16 protein-coding genes are annotated in these 15,808 nt (G+C 37.2%); 5 read left to right on the top strand and 11 right to left on the bottom strand.

Annotated elements, in window-relative coordinates; all coding sequences use genetic code 11:
• Nucleotides 1–82: 82 nt before the first annotated feature.
• From PQ474_RS05695 to PQ474_RS05725, 7 genes are all read right to left on the bottom strand, one after another.
• On the bottom strand, nt 83–1,096 hold the full coding sequence (locus PQ474_RS05695; RefSeq protein ID WP_273841077.1) for a TAXI family TRAP transporter solute-binding subunit: 1,014 nt from the start codon (nt 1,094–1,096) through the stop codon (nt 83–85).
• Nucleotides 1,097–1,256: 160 nt separating this feature from the next.
• Nucleotides 1,257–2,609: a sigma-54-dependent transcriptional regulator gene (locus PQ474_RS05700; protein WP_273841078.1), complete on the bottom strand. Its 1,353-nt coding sequence runs from the start codon at nt 2,607–2,609 to the stop codon at nt 1,257–1,259.
• 4 nt (nt 2,610–2,613) lie between these two features.
• The gene (locus tag PQ474_RS05705) at nt 2,614–4,593 is read right to left on the bottom strand and encodes a transporter substrate-binding domain-containing protein (protein WP_273841079.1); all 1,980 of its coding nucleotides are present in this window, start codon (nt 4,591–4,593) and stop codon (nt 2,614–2,616) included.
• Nucleotides 4,594–4,722: 129 nt separating this feature from the next.
• Nucleotides 4,723–6,945 (bottom strand): sensor histidine kinase, encoded by a 2,223-nt coding sequence (locus PQ474_RS05710; RefSeq protein ID WP_273841080.1) that lies wholly within the window; start codon nt 6,943–6,945, stop codon nt 4,723–4,725.
• Nucleotides 6,923–7,612: a response regulator transcription factor gene (locus PQ474_RS05715; RefSeq protein WP_273841081.1), complete on the bottom strand. Its 690-nt coding sequence runs from the start codon at nt 7,610–7,612 to the stop codon at nt 6,923–6,925. The genes PQ474_RS05710 and PQ474_RS05715 overlap by 23 nt, the downstream gene beginning before the upstream one ends.
• A 169-nt stretch (nt 7,613–7,781) precedes the next feature.
• Nucleotides 7,782–8,198: an alpha/beta hydrolase gene (locus tag PQ474_RS05720; protein ID WP_273841345.1), complete on the bottom strand. Its 417-nt coding sequence runs from the start codon at nt 8,196–8,198 to the stop codon at nt 7,782–7,784.
• On the bottom strand, nt 8,198–8,722 hold the full coding sequence (locus tag PQ474_RS05725; RefSeq protein ID WP_273841082.1) for an alpha/beta hydrolase: 525 nt from the start codon (nt 8,720–8,722) through the stop codon (nt 8,198–8,200). The genes PQ474_RS05720 and PQ474_RS05725 overlap by 1 nt, the downstream gene beginning before the upstream one ends.
• A gap of 191 nt (nt 8,723–8,913) precedes the next feature.
• Between PQ474_RS05725 and PQ474_RS05730 the strand changes: the two genes are divergently transcribed.
• Nucleotides 8,914–10,716 carry a dihydroorotate dehydrogenase gene (locus PQ474_RS05730; protein ID WP_273841083.1) on the top strand — a complete coding sequence of 601 codons (1,803 nt, stop codon included), beginning with the start codon at nt 8,914–8,916 and terminating at the stop codon, nt 10,714–10,716.
• A 76-nt stretch (nt 10,717–10,792) separates the two neighbouring features.
• Here the strand turns inward: PQ474_RS05730 and PQ474_RS05735 are convergent, their stop codons facing one another.
• Entirely contained in the window at nt 10,793–10,939 is a 147-nt protein-coding gene (locus tag PQ474_RS05735; protein ID WP_273841084.1) for a YycC family protein, read from the bottom strand.
• Nucleotides 10,940–11,355: 416 nt separating this feature from the next.
• Here PQ474_RS05735 and PQ474_RS05740 point away from each other — a divergent pair, with 416 nt between their 5' ends.
• Both PQ474_RS05740 and PQ474_RS05745 read left to right on the top strand, forming a co-directional pair.
• On the top strand, nt 11,356–11,850 hold the full coding sequence (locus tag PQ474_RS05740) for a L,D-transpeptidase family protein (protein WP_273841085.1): 495 nt from the start codon (nt 11,356–11,358) through the stop codon (nt 11,848–11,850).
• 73 nt (nt 11,851–11,923) lie between these two features.
• Entirely contained in the window at nt 11,924–13,069 is a 1,146-nt protein-coding gene (locus tag PQ474_RS05745) for an acyl-CoA dehydrogenase family protein (RefSeq protein WP_273841086.1), read from the top strand.
• 359 nt (nt 13,070–13,428) lie between these two features.
• Here the strand turns inward: PQ474_RS05745 and PQ474_RS05750 are convergent, their stop codons facing one another.
• From PQ474_RS05750 to PQ474_RS26565, 3 genes are read right to left on the bottom strand one after another with little or no spacing between them, the layout of a single operon-like run.
• The gene (locus PQ474_RS05750; RefSeq protein ID WP_273841087.1) at nt 13,429–13,650 is read right to left on the bottom strand and encodes a response regulator; all 222 of its coding nucleotides are present in this window, start codon (nt 13,648–13,650) and stop codon (nt 13,429–13,431) included.
• Nucleotides 13,628–13,870 carry a hypothetical protein gene (locus PQ474_RS05755; protein ID WP_337956326.1) on the bottom strand — a complete coding sequence of 81 codons (243 nt, stop codon included), beginning with the start codon at nt 13,868–13,870 and terminating at the stop codon, nt 13,628–13,630. Before PQ474_RS05755 ends, PQ474_RS05750 begins: the two co-directional genes overlap by 23 nt.
• The gene (locus PQ474_RS26565) at nt 13,821–13,937 is read right to left on the bottom strand and encodes an ATP-binding protein (RefSeq protein ID WP_390185893.1); all 117 of its coding nucleotides are present in this window, start codon (nt 13,935–13,937) and stop codon (nt 13,821–13,823) included. The genes PQ474_RS05755 and PQ474_RS26565 overlap by 50 nt, the downstream gene beginning before the upstream one ends.
• A gap of 339 nt (nt 13,938–14,276) precedes the next feature.
• Between PQ474_RS26565 and PQ474_RS05760 the strand changes: the two genes are divergently transcribed.
• Nucleotides 14,277–14,648 (top strand): Na-translocating system protein MpsC family protein, encoded by a 372-nt coding sequence (locus PQ474_RS05760; RefSeq protein ID WP_273841088.1) that lies wholly within the window; start codon nt 14,277–14,279, stop codon nt 14,646–14,648.
• Nucleotides 14,649–14,789: 141 nt separating this feature from the next.
• A complete protein-coding gene (locus PQ474_RS05765) occupies nt 14,790–15,806 on the top strand; it encodes a sodium-dependent bicarbonate transport family permease (RefSeq protein WP_273841089.1) in 1,017 nt (338 codons plus the stop codon).
• Nucleotides 15,807–15,808: the final 2 nt, after the last annotated feature.

A 15,808-nucleotide genomic window follows, 5' to 3' on the forward strand; every position in this document is an offset into this window, starting at 1 on the left:
TTTAATAAAAATAGTGACTGACTCATTCAACCCTCTCAAACAAAAAGAGAACATGGATCATGAGTCAGTTTTTTTGAATTAATTAATCTAATGCCCCAACCTCTTTAAAGTAACGTTCTGCTCCAGGATGGAATGGAACAGGCATTCCAACGCCCACTGTCTCTAACGCAATATCTTTTGCGGCATTGTGAGATCCCTGAATGTGTTCAAGGTTTTCAAACAATGTCTTCGTAATTTCATAACCTGCGTCTTCAGAAACCTCTTTAGAAAGGAGCAATAAATTAGTGATTGCAGCTGTTGGAATATCTTCTTCATTTCCATAAGAACCTGCTGGTATCCATTCACTTGAGAAGAACGGATAATTTTCAATTAAGTATTCCATTGCTTCCCCTTCTATTGGTAGGATTTTAGCTGTATGTGTTGTGTCTAGGTCAATGACTGTTGCATTAGGTACACCACTTGTCACAAATGCTGCATCAATCATTCCGTTTTTGATCTGGTCAATGGCTTCGCTATAAGATAAATAGTCAACATCAATATCATCATAAGTCATTCCATGAGCTTCTAGCACCATACGTGCATTTAACTCCACTCCAGAGTTTGCAGCTCCGACACCAACGCTTTTACCAGCTAAATCAGTAATACTTTCAATACCGGAATTTTCAGTTGTCACAACTTGAACAAAATTAGGATATAAAGACGTTAATCCTCTTAATGTATCGATCGGCTGCTCACCTTCAAATGCACCGCTTCCTTCATAAGCTTGTAAAACAGCATCTGCCATCGTAATCGCAAGTTCTGCTCTGCCTGTATTAATAAGGTTGATATTTTCAACAGATGCACCAGTCGCTTGCACCGAAGAATCAATCCCTAGTTCTTTTTCAATAATATTGGCTACTGCTCCACCAATTGGATAGTACACACCCGAGGTTCCTCCAGTTGCAACCGTTACAAATAAATCTTCTAGCTCCATGTCACCAGCTTCAGCTTCTGAACCTTCTGTCCCATCAGAATTTGGACTTGTCGTTTCTTCCCCACCACAAGCCGTTAGAAACACAAGTAATGCTGCAACAAACAATGCGTAAAACTTTTTCATGTTTACTTCCCCCTCATACATTTTTTATCTTCCACTTTCTTTAATGCAAGGGTCATGCCAACTTTAAAACCGCAAAAATGTATACGCTACCAAGTAAACGCATACATTTTTGCCGATTCTAAACCGGCAAAATTTGCCGTCCTGCAAAATTTGCCGGTTTCTATTGTTTATATTGATTTAACTTATCACGTAGCCCTCTTTCACTGATTCCTAACATTAAAGCAGTATTTTTTCGATGACCATTATTCGCTTCAAGTGTAGCTAATATAAATTGTTTTTCCATTTCTTTTAACGGAATCCCTACCGAATCTAAAAGTGTAACTCCTTCTTTACGCTCAACCATTTGAATAGATTGAACTTGTTGTGGAAGGTCCAACACTTCAATAAATCTGTCATCTGCTAGAACCATAGAAGATTCTATGATATTAGATAGTTCTCGAATGTTACCGGGATAATCATAATTTAGTAAAATGCGGTTTGCTTCTTTCGTTAACCCTTGTACATTTTTCACCATCTCTACGTTAAACTGTTCGATTAAATGTTGGATTAATAGGGGGATGTCCTCTTTTCTTTCTCTTAGTGGTGGTAAAGGTACTTTAATAACATCTAAGCGGAAGAATAAATCTTCTCGAAATTCACCTGTCTTGACGGCTTGTTCCAGATTCTTATTCGTTGCTGCAATGACACGGACATCTAGATTAATTTCCTTATTAGATCCTAACTTGGTTACCACTTTTTCTTGCAAAACACGTAAAAGCTTAGCTTGCAACGAAAGAGGCATATCTCCAATTTCATCAAGAAAGATGGTTCCACCATTTGCAAGTTGAAATTTTCCTTCTTTACTTGAAACAGCTCCTGTAAATGCCCCCTTCTCGTAACCAAATAACTCGCTTTCAAGGAGTTGGTCTGGTATCGCTGCACAATTGACAACTTCAAAATGTGCCTTTTTCCGTTTTCCAGAAAAATGGATCGCCCTCGCAACCAGTTCTTTTCCAGTTCCGCTTTCTCCTGTAATTAACACATTTGAATCAACTTCTTTTACTTTACTGATCAAGTTAAATACAACAGACATTGCTTCACTTTTACCAATAATTCCTTCAAAACTATATTTCTTTTCTAGTTCTTGACTTAAAAAATCAACTTGCTGATTTAGATGCTGATAATGAAGCGCTTGTTGGATAATTGAATAGAGCTCATCAATGTTAATGGGCTTAGTTAAATACGAATATGCTCCTTCTTGTATCGCTTTTACAGAAGTAGAAATCGTTCCATAAGCAGTAATCATCACAACAATTGTCTTCGGACTTACTTCTTTAATCTTCTTTAAGACTTCTAGACCATCTATTTGACCGATTTTTAAATCAAGCAAACACAAGTCATAGCTATCTTCCTCAATACGTTTTAAGCCTTCATTTGGTTTTGTTGTAGTGACAACATCGTATTGATCCTCTAATGCAAATTCCAAAGAAGAACAAATTGAAGCTTCATCATCAATTACGATAACTTTTTTCATTCACTCACCCTCCCTCTTCTTTTGAGAATGTTAACGTTATCGTTGTTCCTTTTCCTTTCTTACTTTCGATCACTAACTTCCCACGATTCTCATGGACATATTGATGAGCAATGGCTAAACCAAGACCTGTTCCTTTTTCTTTTGTCGTGTAAAAAGGCTCTAACGCTTTAAGTTGCTCTGCTTCTGTCATACCTGTCCCTTTATCTGAAATCTGGATGATAATGCTTTTATTCTTAGTGTACGCATTTAAGTTCAAAACAAAATCTTTCGTTTCTTCTTTTAAACTCATCGCATCCAATCCATTAATAATGAGATTAATAATGACTTGCTTTAACTGATTGGAATCAGCTTTAATCCAGAGGTTCTCCTCCGTGTCGCATTGTAAAGTGATACCCTTGTTAAGAGCCGTACGATCAAATAAAATTGAACATTCTTTTAAGATCGAAGACACATCTATCCGTTCTTTCGTTAATTGTTTTGGCTTTGCGTAATCAATTAATCCTTCAATCAACTGATTCACCCTTTCAATTTCCTGTGGAACATAGGTAGAAATCTCCTTTTGAAACCGTTCATTCATATACTTACGTGGGATTAGTTCAGCAAACGTTTTAATAGAGGTTAGTGGGTTACGAATTTCATGGGCAATCCCAGCAACCACTCTGCTTAGAGCCTGATTTTTTTCTTGTTCAAAAATTTGAAGACGCAGTTTCCTTTCTTCTGTAATGTCTTCAAATGTAACAATTAGGCCATTTAATCGTTTTTCAAAATCATATAAAGGATACACATAATAGCGTAGATAGTAGGTGCGTTGTTCATCTTTTTCCCATACCGTTTCTTCCCCTAAGAATACATCTTTCGTTTGAAACACTTGGCTAAAACGGTTCTCCAACAGTTTTTGCAACAACAAAATCTGTTCGTAGTGAAGACCCACAACCTCCGTTTGTTCCCCTGATATTTCTAGAGCCTTCGTGTTAAAAGACGTAACCACACCTTCTTGATTTACCGTTGCAATCCCGCGTGGACTACTATTTAATATTTGCTTCTGAAATTCATCATTGTTCTTTGTTTGTTCAATTTTTTCCTGAAGCTTGTTGTTCATGTGATTTAAGACGGTGGTTTTCTTTGTTACTTCTCTTTGTAGCTGACGATTCCAGCGCATACCAATTAAAAATAAAATAATAGCTACAAAAAGCAACGACCCGATAATTTGAATGACTATCCATAAACGATCCGTTAGTTCATTTTCACTTTCAAACCATTTCTCGTATAGCATACTGTAAGTTCCGTCACTTTTTATATCTCGAATACTCTTATTAACTAGACCTAGTAGGAGATAATTCTCTTTTTGAACTGCCATTGTATAATCGATTGGTAACAGATAGCTTCCGACAATTTTATATTGGTCCTGCTGATTTGTTTCCTCCAATATATATTGAGCTGTTAACACATTTCCAACAAACGCATCAGCACGTCCATTAAAGAGCAACTCCATAGCCGTAACTTGGTTGCTCGCAACATGATACTTAATTCTACGAATATTACGTAAAAACTCATATTCGAGGGTATCACGTTGAAGGGCAGTCACTGCGCTCGTTAATTGAGCGAGCCCTTCGATTTCCTTGTTCTCAACATGTACAAGAAGCCCAATAGATGTACTTAAAATAGAGTCCGAAAACTCCATCATTTGAGCATGTTTTTCATTAAAATAGGCACTTAGCAGAATATCAATCTTCTTATCTTGAAGCTCTGAGATAGCTTCTTTTTGTGGTATTGGACTGTATATAACATCAGCTCCAATTCGCCCTGCAATCTCATTCATGATATCAACTGCAAACCCGCTTGGTTCTCCATCCTGATTAAAATGGACAGGAGGAAAATCGGGATCATACCCAACTACAAGTTTTTTATTTTCTTCCGCTTGTACGGTTAATCCCCAAAAAGCTAATAACAAACTCATCGCAAAAAATAGAAAGATTTTTTTCATGCGCAGCCCCTTAGAAAACGTTATCTTTTTATCTATCGTAGTTGAAATTAGAGTAAAAGCCAAGCCAGGCTTAAAAATCTAAAAAAAGGCCAACTGAATTCTAGCTGACCTAACTGACTACTCATTAAATTACTTTACATTTAAAACAACAGTTACTTTAAATAAATCACCATCGACATTAATGTCTAACCGTCCACCATGTAGATCCACGATTGATTTAGCAATAGCAAGACCAAGACCTGAACCATCGGTATGACGAGAAGCATCGCCACGTTTAAAGCGCTCAAATAGTTCATCGACCCCATCACCTAATTCATACTTGGTAACATTTTTAAAGATAATAACTACTTCATCATTTATGGTTTTGACTGAAATATACACCCTCGTATGTTCCAACGAGTAACGGATAATATTTCCAATTAAGTTATCAAACACTCTCCACATTTTTTGACCATCGACATTAGCTAAAAGAGGGGATGATGGTGTCGATATTCGAAACTGTAGAGTCGATTCGTCGATAGTTTCGTTATACTCGCCAAGTGCTTGGTGGAGTAATTGAATGAGATCGATATCCTCTTTTACTAACTCAATGTTCCCACTCGCCATTTTTGATGCTTCAAACAAATCATCAATTAATACTTTTAATCTTTTTGATTTGCGATCAATCACCTGAATATACGCATTTCGATCATCCTCTGAAAGATCCATTGATTTTAGTAATTCGGTGTACGTAATAATCGACGTTAGAGGTGTCCTCAAATCATGACTAACATTTGTAATTAACTCTGTTTTTAAGCGTTCACTTTTTGCTTGTTCTTTTTGTGATGTTTTGACTCCATGTTTTAGTGTATTAATGTCACTTGCTAATGTAGCTAACACTGATTTTCCTTTCACTGGCAGGTCAGGGACATAACGACCGTTCACGATGTGATTCGTATTCTCGATAATCCGGTTAAAGTAGCCAATTCGCTTAAATAGCATAAATAAAATTGGCAAACCAATGAATAGAAAGACAACCCCGTATGGAATAATTAAAACAGGTTCAATAAAAATGATTGAAAAGGCTAATCCAAAGCCAAATACGACTGCTAACAAAAAGATTAGTTTTGTTCCTAAACGTCGATTTGCAAAGGCTTGTTGAGTAGCACGGTACCCCTTCATCACAATCGCATCATTCCAACCTTTGATAAGTAGATTGGAATCCATGAAAACAGCTTTCAACAGAACTCCCTGTATAAATGTTAATGTTACAAATATAGTAGTTATAATTGTATGAATAAAAAAATCGCTTATATAACTTATTATACCCGCTAAAAAATCAGTAGAAATATATATTTGAATCAACAAATGATATGCAACAAACAGCATAATAACAAAAATAAGTAGCCGAAGGTCGATCGGAATACGAGCATATACTTCTTTCCAAGATGAGTAGTCAATACTCCTTAAAATAGCTGTTTTCTTAATAATAAAGAAACTTATCAACAGAGCCAATAATCCAGTGAAGCCATAAATCGCATATAGGAGTCTTGATTGTTTATAGTTCTCATATTCTGCTAATATTGGGCTTGTTCCTTGTATTGATTGTGGAACAGCCACCTTCCCCTCAAACTCCCGACTTCTATTTGCTTGTGAAGGTCCAACGATCACCTCATCGTAACCAAAGTAAGCTTCACCGCTTCCTTGTGTTGAAAGATGGCCATATTTACTTGATGGGTAACTGCGAATAAAATGTAAATCCTTATGATTAAAAACACTATTGATTTCATCACTCGTTAACGTAACATTTGTAAAAACTTCTCCTGATTCTATGTCTCTCAAATAATACTGAAAACTAGATTTCATTTTCACTAAATTAGCACGGTTGATTTCTAAATTCTGATAATACTCATCTACTCTTTGTTCCTTTTCGTTTATAATCTTTTCCCGGATATGTTCATCACTTGAAAAATTATTTGTAATATCCTCTATTTTTTTATCTCTTTCAGCAGTATACGCATCTGCAACAGCTTGATTTTCATTTGTTAAGGCATCTTCAATCAGATGATCATACTGCTCTTTAATACTTGAAACCTGTTCAGTTAGATTCCCATACCGATAACGATGTTCGGTAACCTCATCCTCTGATACGGTCATCAATGCTTTTACTTCTTCTTTCGGTATATGATTTAATTCATAAATACTCAATTGATCGATAAAATGATTGAACTGGCTTTCAAACTGATCCGTATGAAAGTAATTTCGTACATAATCCGTCCCATGGGTTAACGCGGATAACACACCGCCTAACCCGAATGTGAATAAAAATAACCATGCAGCTATCATTACTTTATTTTTCCATTTTGTATCCAACTCCCCATACCACCTTTAAATATCTAGGATTTTTCGGATCGATTTCAATTTTCTCTCGTATCTTTCTAATGTGAACAGCCACTGTATTTTCAGCATTATAACAAGGCTCTTTCCAAACACGTTCATAAATTTCATTGATTGAAAACACTCGTCCCGCATTCATTATAAGTAACTCAACAATTTTATACTCGATCGGTGTGAGCTTGACCACTTCTCCGTGAGCTTTCACTTCTTTCGCTTCTCGCTCTAGGGTTAAGCCATTTAAATCAATTAACTTGTGAATGCCTTCGTATGTTCCTAGCGAGACATACCTTCGCAATTGCGATTTTACTCTTGCAATAAGTTCTAAAGGATTAAACGGCTTCGTTACATAGTCATCTGCACCGACCTGCAGCCCTAATATCTTATCGGTATCCTCACTTTTCGCACTTAAGATGATTATTGGGATATTTTTTTCTTCACGGATTTTAAATGTTGTCGAAATTCCGTCAAGGCGAGGCATCATGACATCTAGCAGAATCAAGTGAATCGTTTGCTCCTGTAATTTCTCTAACGCCTCAATCCCGTCCTTTGCTTGGATCACCGTAATCCCTTCATTTTTCAAATAAATCTCAATAGCAGTACGAATTTCTTTCTCATCATCAACAACTAGTACTTGATAATTCATCGTAACCCCCCTTTCGTCATTCTAGATCCTTGACTTACCCTTATCATAATGTGTAAATCTTAACATTTACTTAGTTTAAATCTTAAGACTTTCTTAATATTAATAGTCACCACATCAAACGGTTCTATGGAGTGACAAGGGTACCATAAAAAACGGTAGCTTCATTATGCTACCGTCCTGTTTTAACATATTTACTAAAGAACTCCTGAATTTTGCTTTCATAAACTTCTTTATTCACGACATACGCTTCACCGTGAGTAGCCTCAGGAACTAATAATAATTCTTTTTCACTGTTTGTCTTCTCATATAATTCATAAACCATATCGGTCGGTACAAACAGATCTTCTTTACCATGAATATATAAAATCGGCACTTCGGCCTTTTTCACTTGTTCTATAGCTGATGCTTCTTTAAATGAAAAACCTGCTTTCACTTTTGTCAGCAAACTCGTGCTTTGTAGTAAAGGAAAACTTGGCAGGTGATACATTCTCTTTAATTGATATTTCAATACTTCCTCACAAGATGTATACCCACAATCAGCAACAACCGCCTTTACTTGATCAGGTAAACTTTCGCCACTTGTCATCAAGACAGTTGCCCCCCCATTGAAACTCCATGTAACATAATACTAGAATCTTCTCCTACTCTTTCAATCACAACATTAATCCATTGCAAATAATCCTTTCGCTCATGCCAACCAAAACCGATATAGTTGCCATCACTTTTACCGTGACCACGTGCATCTGGTAGGAGCACATGATACCCCAGTTTTTCATAATAAAACCTTGCATATCTCCCCATATCCTTTGCTTGACCAGAATAGCCATGTGCAATAATGATGGTTTTATTAGTCGGTTTACTCGCTTTAAGAAAGTATCCCTTTAATTTAAGACCATCATTGGATGTGATCTCTATTGTCTCAAGCTCCTGCTTGCTTATCCAAGCTTTTGGATCCTCTTCCATTGCCGTCATACTCTCCGCAATAACAGATTTCTCAAGATCGGGGTTGTCCGATAAGAAATCCTTAGACGTACTTGCAATAGCTACCTGATAGAAATAAAAGCTTGCTCCAGTCAAAAACACAAGAAAAAAAACAACTGCGATCATCATATTCCATACCCACTTTTTTCATTCATTGAATTCTGCCTAGTAAGTTACGAGAATCCTTATATCAAATTTTCAATCATTCCAAGCTCAACAGAACTTTATGTGTTAGTAAATAACTCTTAAACTCATTGTAGGACGTGCTAATGAATTGTACAATATTTATATATATTTCTACCAGGAAGGTGGACATTCAAATGCCTGATTGGTCCTATCACGTTTTATTCAAGCCACTTTTATCAAGATTACCTCCAACTGTTTCTCGTGATTTCATTCATAAAGGAATGAATCGAATTGCGTCCATACCTGGAGGAAAATCATTCATAAATTTTCTAGGACGCGAAGAATCGTCTTGGAGATTAGAAAAAAACATTGGTCATTTACGAGTCTCTAACTCAATTGGTATTTCAGGAAAGATCGATCCTCATTTAACTGGGACTAAGGCCTTTACTAATTTAGGATTCGGTTTCATTGAAATCGGCCCTGTTACAAAGATCGCTACAAAATCTGTTCCCCCAACGATCGATCAACAAAATAAAAACATTAAGTTTCATGACCCTCTTGAATCGATTGGAGTCATTAAGACAATAGATCGACTAAAACAACAGCAGCCGAATCAACCCATTTTTATTCGACTGTCAGGTACTGTTAAGGAACAATTAGAATTAACAAGTATACTGGATGATGTTGCCGACGCCTTCATCTTCGAGTTTGATACTAAAGAATCGAACTTAGATGGTTTTGATCCTATAAAAAAGCCTATCTTTCTAGCCATTACCTGTTCTCAAGTAGAATCGGTTTCATTGAGTACAATTCAGTCTACTTATTCAGGTCTATTGTTAGATGAAGTACCTCATGAAGTTGATTCTATCACTCGTCAATCTCATAAACATGCACTTCTTTTTTTAAAAAGCAACCACTTTCTTCTACCCGTTATTACAGTAGGTGGCGTACTTGAACCTGATGATGCCTTATCTCTATTTGACGCAGGTGCTGATCTTATCTTACTAACATCAGGCTATGTATTTTCAGGTCCCGGCTTACCAAAACGAATAAAAGAAGCCCAATTAGATCAACTACCCAAAGAGGAATTCAACTACAAGGGTTGGGGGTGGTACTTTTTATTTGGTTTTTCAATTATGATCGGTGGGCTGATTACACTGCTTTTGAGTATGACCACCATCATCCTCCCTTACGATGAGCATTTTTTAGAGATGAGTAGATCTTCGATTGAGCTTTTCAACGAAAGAATTCTTGCTTTCATGGCACACGATCGAATGACTTTAGCTGGAACCATGATTTCAGGCGGATTCCTCTATATGTTTTTAGCCACTTACGGTGTTAAACGGGGTTTACGTTGGGCGAAGCAAACCATTGATGCAGCAGCCATTGTTGGTTTTTTAGGAATCTTACTGTTTATAGGTTATGGTTATTTTGACTGGCTTCACCTGCTTTTTTGGCTAATTCTATTACCGTTTTATGTAATAGGCTTCATAAAAACAAGGCATATTCGCGAAACAGCAACTTCTCGCAACAGACATAACCATTCCGTCTGGAAAGGAAGTTTATTTGGTCAATTTTGCTTCGTCATACTTGGGTTTTCATTTGTTTTTGGTGGAGCAATGATTTCTTTTATTGGTGTCACGAACGTGTTTGTGACCACAGACCTTCTTTATCTTTGTATGCCACCTGAGATGCTTGACGATTTTAATCAACAGCTTATTCCTGTAATTGCCCATGACCGCGCTGGATTTGGTAGTGCTTTATTAAGTGTGGGACTGCTAGTCTTAATGATTTCACTCTGGGGCTTTCAGCAAGGAAATCGCTGGGTATGGTGGACGTTGTTCATTGGAGGAATTCCTGCCTTTACAAGTGGTATTGCAGTTCATTTTGCCATTGGTTATACGACGTTCATTCATTTATTACCTGCTTATTTTGCTCTGCTTCTTTATGTGACCGGACTGTTGTTTTCCTATCGATACTTTTATTTAACTAAGTAGCTAACTATAAGGAGATAGTAAGTTTCATCTATATAAAAAGGTTGAATCAACTTTTACAGTTCATTCAACCTTTTTCTTACTCATCTTTTTTCTCATCTTTCTGAAACTCCGCTAACTTTGCTAGTAAAATATGCTGTGGCATATGCATGATCTGTTCAATTGGAACGTTTAACGATTTTGCTAATTTTTGAGCTGTATCTGCAGATATCTGCAATGGTCTCATCTTCATCCCTCCAACGATTTGCTACTTCTATTTAACCATATTTTCATATGGGGATCCAATCTATTAATGAGTGAAAGTTGTTTGAATGCGAATACATCTTATCCAATTTGAACCATTAGTGGACTTGGAGTGAAGGATCAGTAGGTTCAAAAAAATAATGTCGAAACTCTCACTCACTAGAATTGAACGACCTGAAACAAACCTTTCCAGAGGTCCATTCGTTCGACCTGCTCCTGAAATTTTTGTACAAGAGCATTTCCAAGTTAATCGAGCTTGTTTATTCTAACTTTAGCTACTATAGAAGGTGCATTGGCTCATAATAACGTTTTTTTACAACAGCGTCACTTTAAATTCTGTTCTGATTCACTTTTTTTCTAAATAAGCATAATAAAAATGGTCATGGAGGTTATTAAACAATGATCCATACTGTAAAAGCAGGTGAAACGTTATTTGCCATTTCTGAAGATTATCGTACCTCTCTTTCAGCTATTGTTGCTGCCAACCCAGGTATCAATCCTAATATGATTCTCGTTGGTCAACAAATCGTGATCCCAAATCTCCCTCACCCCGATACGATTCCTTATACGATTCACATCTCTTTAGTTAATCGAACTCTCACTTTAATGAATCAAGGTGTCGTTCAAAAAGTCTACCCTGTAGGAGTTGGAAGGATGCTTCACGAGACACCTGTGGGAGATTTTGTCATAGTGAACAGAGCCCCTAATCCTGGAGGACCTTTTGGCTCAATGTGGTTGAGTTTATCTAAAAAGTCTTATGGGATCCATGGAACCAATGATCCAAGTTCAATCGGACACTATGTCTCTCTTGGTTGTGTTCGGATGTACAATCAAGATGTAGAGGAATTGGCGAGAACCGTTCCGAATGGGACTGCCGTCTACATTAGGCCTTAAACCAAAGGCGCAACATTCTATATCTTCGCTCCTTTGTGATAAAATGGTAAAAAGAAGGATCGGAGGTATCGGAATGCAACTTCACAAGGCTACCACACTAGAAGAAAGAAAAGTAATCATACGACAAACGGTCAAGGCTTTTGCTAAGCGTGCCCAAAAACATGACGAAGAAAATACGTTTCCAATGGAAAATATAGAAGATCTAAAAAAAATAGGGTATACCTCTCTTACTGTTCCAAAGTCCTTTGGCGGACAGGGGCTTCCGTTATCTGAATGGCTACCATTGCAAGAAATCATCGCAGAACAAGATGGCTCAACCGCCTTGTCAATTGGTTGGCACATGGGACTTATTTCACAATTAGGTGAACGATTACATTGGCCTCCGAACATCATTAATCTGTTATTTAGGGAAATTGTTCAAGAAGGAAAATTGATAAATGCTGCTGCATCTGAGCCCGAAACAGGCAGTCCAACTCGAGGAGGAAAACCTACTACTCGCGCGCATAAGAAGGGGGATTCGTGGATCGTTTCTGGGAGAAAAAATTTCACTTCAATGGCGCCAGCTTTAGATTATTTCATCGTTTCGGCAACCACGGATGATGGTCAGGTTGGAAACTTTTTCATTCAACATTCTGCTAAAGGGGTTCGAATTGAAGAGACGTGGAACTCCATTGCAATGAGGGGAACAGCAAGCCACGATCTTCACCTAGATCAGGTTGAAGTTTCTGCAGATCATCTGGTTGAACTCATCCAGCCAGGAAACAAACGGCCCGCTGGCTGGCTCTTACATATCCCTACTTGTTATTTAGGCATCGCACAAGCGGCTCAAAATTTTGCGATCGATTTTTCACACTCCTATTCTCCAAACAGCCTCGATGGTTCGATTAAAGAATTGCCAAATGTTCAAGTGAAAATTGGAGAGAACGAAGCCGCTCTAATGCAAGCTCGTTATTTTCTATATGGCGTTGCAAAGAAATGGGATTCAAGTAACGAAGCAGACCAACTGTTGATGCAATCTGAACTTGGTGCTGTAAAATACCATGTTGTTAATGCAGCCATTGACATTGTCGACCGTGCAATGAGGGTCGTTGGGGCTCAAAGTTTGTTTAAAAACAATGACATTCAGCGTTATTATCGCGATGTCCGTGCAGGCCTTCACAATCCACCTATGGATGATCTGACGTTAATTCTACTAGCAAAAGAGGCCTTTCAAAAATAAGTAACAACGTCAAAAAAGGATTTCGTGAGTTGAGATACAGAGCCTAGCTTTGTTTCTCTTTTTTTCATAGAAGAGTGACTTATTTTATAAAAAACATGCTCAAACCGTGTGAATTTTCCTCTAATGCAAGATACTGTTTGCTAATCTTGGAACAGTTTAGCATTCTTTTTGCAAAATTAGACATGCTTTTTGCTTATTTTTTCAAACGACTAAATTTTATGCATCAGTTTTGGTTTTTATGCATCTACTTCCCCAACTTATGCTTCAATCTTAGATTTTATGCGTCCTTTTACCTTTCATGTGTGTCACTGAACACGCCTACTTTAAACAAATAGAATAATAAAAATCGTCCAACATGTTTACTGTTGGACGATTTCTTCCTTCGGTTCCATGAACAACACATCACCCGTTTCAGATTGCAAGAGAAATTCAACTATAGTCGTCGATAATTCATGAGGTTGAAACGGTTTTGTTAAATATTTTTCAATTTCGGATTTTTCTAGTGCCGATGAGATTACAATAGGAATGTTCTGCGTCTTTTCCCCTTCTTTTAAATAATTAATTAAACCCCACTCGCTCATTTCCTAACATTAAATCTATGACAATCCCAACTAATGGAATCTTCTTCGCATCTTGAAACGCTCTAGATGGATCGTTATGATGAATTACCCTCAAGCCTTTTCCATTAAGCTCCTCTGATAATAGGAGAGCTAGACTAGTATCACCTTCAACGATCATGACTTTTAAGCAATTAAGGAAGCTTGATAAATACAGTCGTCCCAGACCCTTCCTTAGCTTCAATCCAGATTTCACCTTTATGATGAACAATTATTTCTTTAGAAATTGCTAGGCCCAAATCCTGTTCCACCAATTTTTCTAATCTTACACACTATAACACTACAAAATTCGACATTATTATATCTGTTCCCCTTTTGACTAGCTAGAGGATTTAAATGTAATCTTGCAACTTTGTAATAAACCATTGACAATATTGTTACTACGAATTATCATTTAATTAATTGAAACTACCGAGAGATCAAATGAAAAAGATAGAAGTTAAGCCCTCTTTAGCCTGTTGTTGATGAAAAATCGATGATTGGAAAAAGTTTAGCTACTTCACTCTTAAACGTTTTGGTAAATCGGCATATTTCTTTTCTATGAGGAGAAATATGCCGTTTTTTTGTAACTAAACAACTGGAGGTATGAGATGCAAGCTGTCAAAAAGAAAGGCGCTTTAGAGGCGACCATTTCCAAAGCGCTAACTCAATGGGAGAAGGATTTCTTAGGAAGAGGATCCGTTTCTGTAAAAACTGATATAATTCGCGATATGATTATCGTCACGCTTAAAGGTGTTCTTACTCCAGCTGAGTATGCGTTGTGTCAAAAAGATGAAGGGCGGTTGTCTATAAAAAAAATCCGATGTGAGCTCGTTGAATCTGGTCGTGATCAACTAGGAGAACTGATTCAAGAATTAGTCGGGGAAGAAGTTTTAACCTTTCATACGGATATTAGCACCAAAACCGGTGAACGCCTTATGGTATTTAGGTTAGCCAATGATATCGAAAAAACATTAGATTAATAATGGGAGATCTTTAAATAGCTTTTTAGCTCGTTAAAGGTAAACCGACAATTACTAGATACACGACTCAAGTAGAGTCTGTTCTGTTAATTGTCGGTTTTTTTTGAATAAAGGTAAATGGAATTGAATGGAGGTATTGTGATGTACGAAATTATTTTACAAAATTTACTTTCCCCGGTTGTCTTATTTTTTCTATTAGGGTTAATTGCCGCCCTGGTTAAGTCGGATTTAAAATTCCCAAAAGCTTTAAGTGAAACTTTAAGTATCTTTCTTTTAGTGGCAATTGGCCTTAAGGGAGGAATTGAACTTTCAAAATACTCATTTCAAGAAGTCATTAGTCCAGTAATAGCTACTTTATTTCTAGGTTCTTTATTGCCTATCGTCGCTCTTCTTCTTCTAAAGACGATTAAACTAGATACAAAAAATGCTATAGGATTAGCAGCTACCTACGGGTCTGTAAGCATAGTTACTTACGGAGCAGCCATTTCTTTTCTAGATCATGTTGGCACTAGCTTTGAAGGGTTTATGAATGCGATGGTCGTGTTGATGGAAAGCCCAGCCATTATTATTTCTCTGATTTTACTTAAAGTACTTGACTCTAAAGAGAATAGATCGGAAACTTATATACCTCAAAGGTTAGCTTTTTCATCACCAGCAACCTCTTTTCTTGATAAAGACGTATTAAAAGAAGCATTCTTCGGAAAGAGTATTATTCTCCTACTAGGTGCCCTTTTAATTGGACTCGTTGCTGGCGACAATGCCATACCCGTCATTCAACCACTGTTTATTGATTTATACAGCAGTGTACTTATTCTCTTCTTACTAAGTATGGGAATAACTGCGGGCGAACGTCTACCCGAAGTAAAAAAACACGGTCCGAAGCTTTTATTGTTCGGAATCGTTATGCCTATTGTTGGTGGCACTCTTGGAGTATTAGTAGGAAGCATGATCGGATTATCAATTGGAGGAATGACTTTAATGGGCGTCCTTGCTGGAAGTGCTTCATATATTGCGGCACCTGCTGCCCTCCGCACTTCAGTGCCAGAAGCCAATCCATCCATTTATTTGGGCTTAGCACTAGGGATTACATTCCCATTTAACCTCATTTTTGGTATTCCGTTATTTTATCAATTTGCCAGTTGGTTAGGTACACTATAACA

The organism is Halalkalibacter alkalisediminis (genome assembly GCF_028610705.1).
In the GTDB taxonomy this organism is placed as follows: domain Bacteria; phylum Bacillota; class Bacilli; order Bacillales; family Bacillaceae_D; genus Halalkalibacter; species Halalkalibacter alkalisediminis.

What these genes read in the sequence shown, in the direction of transcription:
- PQ474_RS05695 (WP_273841077.1), bottom strand. Translation starts at nt 1,096, where the DNA reads ATGAAAAAGTTTTACGCATTGTTTGTTGCAGCATTACTTGTGTTTCTA.
- PQ474_RS05700 (WP_273841078.1), bottom strand. Translation starts at nt 2,609, where the DNA reads ATGAAAAAAGTTATCGTAATTGATGATGAAGCTTCAATTTGTTCTTCT.
- PQ474_RS05705 (WP_273841079.1), bottom strand. Translation starts at nt 4,593, where the DNA reads ATGAAAAAAATCTTTCTATTTTTTGCGATGAGTTTGTTATTAGCTTTT.
- PQ474_RS05715 (WP_273841081.1), bottom strand. Translation starts at nt 7,612, where the DNA reads ATGAATTATCAAGTACTAGTTGTTGATGATGAGAAAGAAATTCGTACT.
- PQ474_RS05720 (WP_273841345.1), bottom strand. Translation starts at nt 8,198, where the DNA reads ATGACAAGTGGCGAAAGTTTACCTGATCAAGTAAAGGCGGTTGTTGCT.
- PQ474_RS05725 (WP_273841082.1), bottom strand. Translation starts at nt 8,722, where the DNA reads ATGATGATCGCAGTTGTTTTTTTTCTTGTGTTTTTGACTGGAGCAAGC.
- PQ474_RS05730 (WP_273841083.1), top strand. Translation starts at nt 8,914, where the DNA reads ATGCCTGATTGGTCCTATCACGTTTTATTCAAGCCACTTTTATCAAGA.
- PQ474_RS05735 (WP_273841084.1), bottom strand. Translation starts at nt 10,939, where the DNA reads ATGAGACCATTGCAGATATCTGCAGATACAGCTCAAAAATTAGCAAAA.
- PQ474_RS05740 (WP_273841085.1), top strand. Translation starts at nt 11,356, where the DNA reads ATGATCCATACTGTAAAAGCAGGTGAAACGTTATTTGCCATTTCTGAA.
- PQ474_RS05745 (WP_273841086.1), top strand. Translation starts at nt 11,924, where the DNA reads ATGCAACTTCACAAGGCTACCACACTAGAAGAAAGAAAAGTAATCATA.
- PQ474_RS05750 (WP_273841087.1), bottom strand. Translation starts at nt 13,650, where the DNA reads ATGAGCGAGTGGGGTTTAATTAATTATTTAAAAGAAGGGGAAAAGACG.
- PQ474_RS05760 (WP_273841088.1), top strand. Translation starts at nt 14,277, where the DNA reads ATGCAAGCTGTCAAAAAGAAAGGCGCTTTAGAGGCGACCATTTCCAAA.
- PQ474_RS05765 (WP_273841089.1), top strand. Translation starts at nt 14,790, where the DNA reads ATGTACGAAATTATTTTACAAAATTTACTTTCCCCGGTTGTCTTATTT.